10 protein-coding genes are annotated in these 8616 nt (G+C 39.1%); 4 read left to right on the top strand and 6 right to left on the bottom strand.

What is annotated here, in order from left to right:
* On the top strand, window positions 1-318 hold a 318-nt coding region (locus F933_RS17315), incomplete at its 5' end, for a hypothetical protein (protein ID WP_005061677.1).
* 227 nt (window positions 319-545) lie between these two features.
* On the opposite strand, the gene F933_RS12600 is transcribed toward F933_RS17315, so the two are convergent.
* The 3 genes from F933_RS12600 to F933_RS12590 form a co-directional block, all read right to left on the bottom strand.
* Entirely contained in the window at window positions 546-1067 is a 522-nt protein-coding gene (locus tag F933_RS12600) for a hypothetical protein (protein WP_005061673.1), read from the bottom strand.
* A 122-nt stretch (window positions 1068-1189) separates the two neighbouring features.
* Window positions 1190-1960, bottom strand: coding sequence for a hypothetical protein (locus tag F933_RS12595; protein WP_005061669.1), 771 nt, complete (start codon window positions 1958-1960; stop codon window positions 1190-1192).
* Between the two features lie 35 nt (window positions 1961-1995).
* A complete protein-coding gene (locus F933_RS12590) occupies window positions 1996-3075 on the bottom strand; it encodes a DUF1176 domain-containing protein (RefSeq protein ID WP_005061667.1) in 1080 nt (359 codons plus the stop codon).
* A 129-nt stretch (window positions 3076-3204) separates the two neighbouring features.
* Here F933_RS12590 and F933_RS12585 point away from each other — a divergent pair, with 129 nt between their 5' ends.
* Entirely contained in the window at window positions 3205-3954 is a 750-nt protein-coding gene (locus tag F933_RS12585; RefSeq protein WP_005061665.1) for a DUF4850 domain-containing protein, read from the top strand.
* A gap of 15 nt (window positions 3955-3969) precedes the next feature.
* On the opposite strand, the gene F933_RS12580 is transcribed toward F933_RS12585, so the two are convergent.
* On the bottom strand, window positions 3970-4866 hold the full coding sequence (locus F933_RS12580) for a LysR family transcriptional regulator (RefSeq protein WP_005061664.1): 897 nt from the start codon (window positions 4864-4866) through the stop codon (window positions 3970-3972).
* 102 nt (window positions 4867-4968) lie between these two features.
* Here F933_RS12580 and F933_RS12575 point away from each other — a divergent pair, with 102 nt between their 5' ends.
* Together F933_RS12575 and F933_RS12570 are read left to right on the top strand one after the other, a co-directional pair.
* Window positions 4969-5541 (top strand): chromate transporter, encoded by a 573-nt coding sequence (locus F933_RS12575; protein WP_005061661.1) that lies wholly within the window; start codon window positions 4969-4971, stop codon window positions 5539-5541.
* A complete protein-coding gene (locus tag F933_RS12570) occupies window positions 5538-6053 on the top strand; it encodes a chromate transporter (protein ID WP_005061659.1) in 516 nt (171 codons plus the stop codon). The genes F933_RS12575 and F933_RS12570 overlap by 4 nt, the downstream gene beginning before the upstream one ends.
* Before the next feature lie 44 nt (window positions 6054-6097).
* Here the strand turns inward: F933_RS12570 and sbmA are convergent, their stop codons facing one another.
* Both sbmA and F933_RS12560 read right to left on the bottom strand, forming a co-directional pair.
* Complete coding sequence (gene sbmA / locus F933_RS12565) at window positions 6098-7297, bottom strand: peptide antibiotic transporter SbmA (RefSeq protein WP_005061657.1); 1200 nt, start codon at window positions 7295-7297, stop codon at window positions 6098-6100.
* A gap of 226 nt (window positions 7298-7523) precedes the next feature.
* Window positions 7524-8504: a patatin-like phospholipase family protein gene (locus tag F933_RS12560; protein WP_005055828.1), complete on the bottom strand. Its 981-nt coding sequence runs from the start codon at window positions 8502-8504 to the stop codon at window positions 7524-7526.
* Window positions 8505-8616: the final 112 nt, after the last annotated feature.

Raw genomic sequence — 8616 nt, 5'->3', positions numbered from 1 at the left:
ATGGATATGCTGGATTTAGAATCAAGAATTCGTGCTAGTCAACGGCTGAAAAATTTAGGTTACACTGGTGATACTTCAAACCTGTCCCAAATGGATATGCTGGATTTAGAGTTAAGAATTCGTGCTAGTCAACGGCTGAAAAATTTAGGTTACACAGGCGATACTTCAAACCTGTCCCACATGGATATGCTGGATTTAGAATCAAGAATTCGTGCTAGTCAACTGCTGAAAAATTTAGGTTACACAGGCGATACTTCAGACCTGTCCCATATGGATATGCTGGATTTAGAGTCAAAAATTCGTATTAGTAGGCAATAAAAAAGAAAAACTACACTAAGAATTTGTATTGTACAGCAGCACATAAAAAATTAGTGAAGTTTGATCCTAGTTTATTGTAATGCCCTTCGCCAATAATTCTAACCATCTTCCAAGGGGGAAGAGGATCTCATTATAAACTCAACGCCGCCAATGCCGCCAATGATGGGTATCCCCTTTTCTTTAGAAGACGGTTAGCGAGATGGTGCTCTTTCTTAGATAAAAGAAACCTATTCGCCTCTTAACACACCCAACTTATTCCAAATATCAGGTGTTAAAAAAGTCGTGACTAACTTATTTAAATCAATATAACGCAACGTGCCTTGCAACTGCTGTCTTACCGCTGGGTCTTTGACAATATCCTCACCTGCACTCTGACCTAACTGTTGAAAAGCCTCACCAACCGCTTGAATCCCCTCTGCCTGAATCACCGCTTTGGTCTGAGTCGAACACTGCTCCACAATCACACGCTGTAAAACTTGTGCCAATTTCTGATCTAACTGATTCTTTTGCTCAGGCGTAACATTACTAAAAGATTTTAAATCAGGATGCGCTGCTAAAGCCGTAAACGTCCATTGCAACACCGTGGTTTTATCTGCTGCTGTCGTGGCTTTCACCAAGCAATCACTGAGTTGATCCACTGTTGGCCCTGCTATAGCTACTTGCGTTGTCCCCAACACAGCCGCAGCCATTAATATAGAACGACTCAAATGAGAAAATTTACGGCGGGCAGAAGTATAAACACGAGACATAAGCACAGTTCCAAATTGCAATCTTTCCCTTTGTACCACGCACTATACAAATCATCTGTTATGACGCTGTAAATTGCGTAAGCCCAAAGCCTTAAAACTTAGACAAAATGTAAAACTCGAACTTAACCTTGTCCTTGATAATCCCAATGTGCAGGAATATTTGGCTGTTTGGGTGCTTTGTTTAGATTAATATTGAGATTGCGACTACCCTTAAATGATTTCTCACCTGAATCCGAGGCAGGTGATACGTCTAAACTGTAACGATAACGGAATTGCCACAACATCGGTTTAATCGGACGAATATCCAGACTCAAACGATCTTCATCGTGGCATTTACCTTTAGAAGTGTCATAATCTTGTTCTGAGAAACATGCCCGAATCATACGATTAAAACTAAAAGGAAATTTTTCAATAAAGCGATGTGTCTGCCCTGAATCCTTGAGTTCATAAAAACTTGCACGCTCAATCCCTGCACCACCACCTGAATACATTTCAGAAAAGGTATCAATCTGCGCAATCGCATAACGGTTTTCAGTCATGGGAAACAGTTTAGGAAAAATATATTGGCTAGTCCGCTCCATTTCTTCTGATGGTGCTAATTGTATACGCCACTGATGAGTTAATTTCAATCCTGTTGTTGATAGGCGAAATTGAGCAATATCACTTCCTGACAATAGCCATAGATTTTGATCCGCAGTTTTCAAACTGCGCCATTGCGCTTGCTGTGGACAGACACCTTTAAGTTGTTCACAAATTTGCATTTGTTCAACTTGGCTGAGCTGTCCTTTTTTAAACTCTAAAATCTGCAATGGCGCTGCAAAAATTGAGGAATTAAAACAACTGAATGAAACAGTTAAAATCAGTCCACTTATATGAATTTTATTATTCAACATGATTTTCCTTAGGCTATTTTTATTGGCGTATCGTTTTATTTTACAACGGCTTCGATTTTATCAAGTTCCCAAACCCCACCCGCAGCAAGCCCTTTACACATACCTGTCCACATATCTTTGGTGTGTACAAATTTCTGACCATCCCATACCCATTCACCACTCGACCAACAATCTCCGACGCCACGACCTTTTTGAGCACTCTGAATCACACCTTCATAAAAATCTGAGGCATGTTCCGTCACAAAAGTTGCTTTGCCCTTGAGTGATTCATCTAATACCCATGCACCATGACCTTCATTGTAGGCTCCACGCCAACAGATGGTCATCGCCAAAAGTTTGTGATTTGTAAGCTTATATAACTCAATCGGTTGTGATTCATACACATCACCATTATAAAGCCCATTGCAAAACTCCTCTTCTTTTGGAGTCGGCTGAGCAGCCATCAAAACCTGATATACAGATTGATACTGTTTTGTTTTAGGTTGTAGCGTGAGATAAGGTTTATCAGTTGTTTTCACCTTTTTCACAACCAGTTTCGGTTGAGCAGCCAAAACCTTAGATTCATCAGCTTTGCCTTTTTTAATTAATGCCCCAACTGTATCAATTCGCTTTTGAAAATCATCCATTTTCAACAATGCAGCAGTCATACCTGCATCAGAGATACGCCATTGAACGTTTGCGTTTTTAAAGACAATCTCTGTTTTTTGTTTGGCTTGTTGCAGTAAGGCATTGACTTGGTTAGTTGAAAGTTTTCCCATGATTGGAAAATCTGTACCATCAACGGTCACTTGCCCTAAATCTTTTCCATTCACATAAAAATGAATATTTTTAAGTTTTGCTGATGATAGAGATTCTTGTTCAAAATTACCTAACGCAAATTCAGCACTGACGGCTTGCTTTGCTCCAGCTTTGCGTATCAGTAAGAGTGATGCTGGCTGAGTTTGATCTTTACTATAGTCATCCGAATAGCCTGCTGCTTGGCATGTTCCTGTATTGGTACAGTATATTTCCCACTCCTGATGTGAAAATGAAATCCCTTTGATTTCCTGTGCAAAAGCAGTCGGACTGAGCACCACAAAACAGCAAACGGAAAGTATATTTTTCATCGGATTCATTTTTTATCACTCGAATTTATTATCAAACTTGTAATGAGTTTAAATGGCTTATGTACTGTTGTCATATGCCATTTTATTGCAGAACAGAGTAAATTATGAAAGCAAAATGAATTTGGTCAAATTCTAAAAATGAAAAGAACAGTTTTATTGTCTACGATTTTAATGGGTCTATTCTCATCAAGCATTCACGCTGAAATAACAACTTTTAAGGCAACTTTTCCTCAATTTAACAATAGTGCAAAAGAACGTAAAACTGAAAATCAAATTTATCCTCTCGGTGAAGCTTCTTTTTCTAATGGTGTTCGAGTGCCTTTTTATGGTGTAACTGTACTTCATCCTGTGGACGATGGCTTATTAAAAGATTTTAAATCATGTAGCTCAAAAAGCTGTCATTTTAATTTTAAGTTGAAAGCTGAACATGCATCACAACTCAAACTGGTTGCTTTACCTGAGCTTGGTGTCATTCTCGTTCCTAAAGATTGGCAAGATGTTCAGGCAAGTGCAGGAGCCAATGGAACTGGCTCAGGCTTACTGATGAGTCCAAACCAAAAACAAGCGATTGAACTTTATGATTCATCAGTTTGTGTGGGTTGCGGTATGCCTTATGCCACGCTTTATTTTCCGAATTTACTCAAACAAAGTCTGGAATACGAATATGGTGGCTATCAAGATCGACACAAATTAATCAATATCGTACATCCATCTAAACAAGTTGCTTTCTTTAGTTATCAAGTGCCTAACTTGAGCTATAAAACGCACGGCGTAGCCAAATATATTGATGATGGTGATTTTAATTTTAGAGAAATCAAAGTCACATTGGATAAGTCACAACAGCATTTAGTCGGAACGATTCTAAATTTTTATCATTTTACCCATTAGCAGCATAACTTCGCTTTAAGCTGTTTGACTCGCTTTAAGCAAATGCAAAAAGTGCTCTATGCGAATGTTGTTGCCTCTCACTCTATAAATCGCATAAATCGGTGCAATACACGGTTTTTTCGCTTCTAAAGGTCGATAGATGATCTGCTTATTCCAAAAATCCTGAATCGAAGCAGGTACGATTGAAAGTCCGATCCCTGCTGCGATCAAGTTGAGACTTGAAGTTAAACGTGGGGCTTCTTGGATGATATTCGGACTAAAACCTGCCTGATAACAATTTGCCAAAATATTATCGAATAAGTCTTGCCCTGCTAAACGTCGGTAAAGCACAAATTCATAAGGTTCTAAATCGAGTAAATGAATCGCACACTCTTTTTCTACCAATGGATGATTACTCGGTAAAGCCACGATCAGCGGCTCATCCAAGACATGAAGACTTTGTACGTCTTTATGAATGGGTGCAGGCTTGCGTAAAAATACAATATCCAGTTTTTCATTGATCACGGCATCTGTTAAGGCTGTACTGCTGTCCTCTTCTAAATGAATTGCCACAGCAGGAAATTTCTCACGAAATTGGCGCAATAATGCGGGTAAAAATGGATGTAGACCTGCCGAATTGGTAAAGCCAATATTGATCTGACCTTCCAAGCCCTGTGCAATATTTCTGACGCGTTTTGGAATCGACTGGGCATGCGCCAAAATTGTAATCGCTTCTTGATATAAGGCTTTTCCTGCCTCTGTGACTTCGACACCACGAGGCAATCGTTTTAATAATGCGGTATCCAGTTCTTCTTCTAAACTTTTGATTAAACGAGTTAAGGGTGGCTGTTGTATATGTAGACGAACAGCGGCTTTTGAAATATTACTTTCCTCGACCACAGCAACAAATGCATTGAGTTTGTGAATATCCATTAAACATACCTTAAAAGTATAGATGATGTAAAAAATAGCATTTGTAAATATATCACTATTCCACCATCCTATCATGAGTAAATGAGATGAGGACGTATTCCGATGAAAGCCGAAGCAATATCAATAGAGCGTGAACCAGTATCATCAACGCCTGATTGCAAGGCATTATTCACGGGATTTATGCAATTGGGTTTGATGGGATTCGGTGGGGTACTACCCTTAGCCCATCGCATTATTGTTGAAGATAAAAAATGGATAGATGAAGGAAAATTTACCGATTTACTCGGTGTATGTCAGCTACTTCCTGGCGGTAATATTATCAATATGTCAGTTGCAATTGGCATGGAATTTCAAGGCATTAAAGGTGCAATCAGTTCTGTACTGGGTTTAATTTCAGCGCCCACTGCGATTGTCTTGATCATTTACCAAGTCTATGAACATTTTCAATATTTAGCTGCTGTACAACATATGATCCAAGGACTAGCGGCAGCTGCGGCAGGTTTACTGTTTGCCACTGGATTTAAAATGTTACGCCCCATTTTAAAAAGCTACTTCACTGTTTTGACGATTGCATTGACCTTTGTATTTATGTTGCTAATCAAACTTCCTTTAGCGCTGACTTTATTTATCTTAGTTGCGATTAATTTGTTGGTACTTGGAGTGAAAAAATCATGATCTTATGGACATTAGTGATCGTATTCACACAACTCTCTGTATTGGCTTTTGGTGGTGGTAACGCCATTCTGCCTGAAATGCAGCATCAAGTTGTTACTGTACATCAATGGATGACTGCTGAACAATTCAGCTCACTTTTTGCAATGGCACAGGCTGCACCCGGTCCAAATATGATGATTGTGCCACTGGTCGGTTGGCATGTTGCAGGTCCAGCGGGTCTATTGGTTACATCCTTAGCGAAGTTTGGTCCATCTTCGATCATCACCATTTACGCACTTAAATTTTGGCAACGTTTTAAAGCTCATCCCTTACGTGCAAGATTTGAGAAAGCCTTAAAGCCAATTACAGTCGGTTTAGTCTTAGTCAGTGCATGGCTGATTGCAGATGCTTCAGCACAAAATGCCTTGCTGGTCTTAATTGTGATCTTGACCGCAACTCTTGGGATGTTTAAAAAAGTTCATCCCTTGTGGGTCATGGCATTAGGCGCTGGATTAGGGATTTGCCTACTTTAAGCGATAAAAAAACCTGCACTAAGCAGGTTTTTTCGTTGCAGGATTTAGTCTTTATCAAGAATCGATTCAAAGGCTTTCAAACGCTTATGAATAGATAACAGCTCAATAATAGTTTTCCAAGAACTGATCAGATATTGGAATGATTCACGGACTTTATCAAAGACATTTCCTATCTGAGTAATTAAACCTAATGTCATTTTACCTGCGGCAATTGCAGGGAATAATACGACGAGGCTATACAAAATATCGAGCTGCTTATACCAAATAGCGACTAAATTAAAATAAGCATAATGAAAGTAAAGTCTAAAATAATTAAATCGGACTTTGCTAAATAGCTCTTTTAAGGTGACAGGATCAGCACGATCTGCATGGTCTTCACCATAGACTAACTCTTTACGATAAGCGGCTTCTACCTTTTGATTATTAAATTGTAGACCTGGTAATTTTTGTCCAACGACCATCAAAATCACTGTACCAGCTATAGCCCAAACAATTGCCGCCCAAACTAACGAATGTTCAATTTCACCCACAATCGGTAAGACTGGGACTTTTTCCGATAGTTTGAACAGCAATGGCAAGAATGCGACTAAAATCATAATGGACTTGATTAATTCAACCCCAAGGTCTTCCATAATGGTAGCAAAACGCATGGTGTCTTCTTGTATACGCTGTGATGCACCTTCAACGTGACGCAGTTTATCCCAATTCGCAGTGTAGTATTCATTCATTGCTGTACGCCAACGGAATACATAGTGACTGGTAAAAAATGCATTAATTACAGCAAAAGTCACTGCTACCATCGCGATATAGAGGAACGTTAATGTGCCATTATACAGATCCTGAATATCCCCTCCCTTGTTGTCCAACATTTGTTGTATTAGGTTATAAAATGGTTGATACCACGCATTAATTGCAACGCTGACCTGAACGCCAAACCAAATATTAAATAAAATAAAGGCTGAACCCCAGATTGACCATCTCTGCCATTTGTTATCTGACAAAAACTGCCAAAAACCTGCAAATAAAGCTGTAGCAACAAAAAACCAAATATAAAACCAAATAAATGCTGGCGACCAGAAACGGCTCACTCCTATAGGTAATTCAGTTTCAGCATATCCTTTAGGAAAACCCAAATATTCACCCCAGCCATGTCCACCGGTATACCAAAGCAGCATATTGAGTGCTAACCACACGATGACTGAAATAAAAAACAAACGTGGGTTAGGAAAAAAAGATTTAAACATCGCGTTTAACAATCCTTGTAGTGTTGCTATTGACGTTAGAGCGTCATCCTATAACTTCAAACTTAAATGTGTCTGATAAAAAAGTTTAATGATTTGTAGTTATTTACCTGTTTTCTCATTTTTTTCATAGCATTTTGTACAGCTTTTACAATTTGTTTGAATAAATAAAATTTTCAGCCAAACAAATTGGATGATTTGACTGCACCACCTTTCACTTTAAGTACGATTAAGGATTGGGTGTGCTCGTTTTCAAAGCCAAATTTTGTTGATCGCGCTGCTTAGCATTTTTTTTGGTTTCGATTGCCAATTCAATATCTGAAAGTTTGGCTTGTGCTGCATCAATCCCCGCTTGCATGGTCATCTCACGTCCTTTTACATCAAAGATATGTGCTTTCTCACGTAGATCAGGCTGGATTACGACATCTGCATCTTTCAATTCTTCTTCAGCCAATCGCCCTTGCATGATATTGATATTCTGATTGAACAAGCCCCATACATTCGTGGTTTCGGTATGAATCGGTTGAGCCAAAATATCTACAGCAATCACAATATCTGCGCCTAAATCACGTGCAACATCGACAGGTACAGGGCTAACCAAACCACCATCAACATATTCAACATCACGAATCTTGGTAGGTACAAACATACTTGGTATCGATGTAGATGCACGTACTGCTTGCCCAGTATTACCATAATTAAAAACAGTTTTAGAACCTGCTTTTAACTCAGTTGCAACCACGTACATTGGGATTTTAAGTTTTTGTAATGGCGTGTTATGGACTTGCTGATTGATATAGTCTTCAACTTTTTTACCATCAAAAAAGCCTTTCAGACTTACACTGACGTCACGTACGTCATTGGCTTTTAGTTTAAGTGCAATGTCTCTTAATTCTGCTGCACTTTTTCCACTGGCATAAATCGAACCGACAATACTTCCCGCACTGGTTCCGACAATAAAATCGGGGCGAATGCCTTGTTGCTCTAACACTTCAATCACACCGATATGTGCATAACCACGCGCGCCACCACTGCCTAAAACTAAAGCGACCACCGGTCTTTTTTGTTTCTGTTTGATCAAGCTAAAAGGCTTATTTAGGGCTTGCTGTACTTGAGCATCTTCAATAGCAGGTTTCAGATGTGATGTCGTTTGACATCCTGCCAACACCATAATCGATAGACTAAGCGTAAATAATTTAAGCTGTTTCATCATTCAGTTTTGCCAAATTCACCCAATTTTCTGATGTGAATATTAGCTTGAGTTGAGCAGTAATGCTGTATCAGTTTTTTTGTTTTAATGATGCAAAAATAAAAAGCCCCTC

This window comes from Acinetobacter beijerinckii CIP 110307, from assembly GCF_000369005.1.
In the GTDB taxonomy this organism is placed as follows: domain Bacteria; phylum Pseudomonadota; class Gammaproteobacteria; order Pseudomonadales; family Moraxellaceae; genus Acinetobacter; species Acinetobacter beijerinckii.
This window is presented reverse-complemented; position numbering and strand designations above follow the sequence as displayed.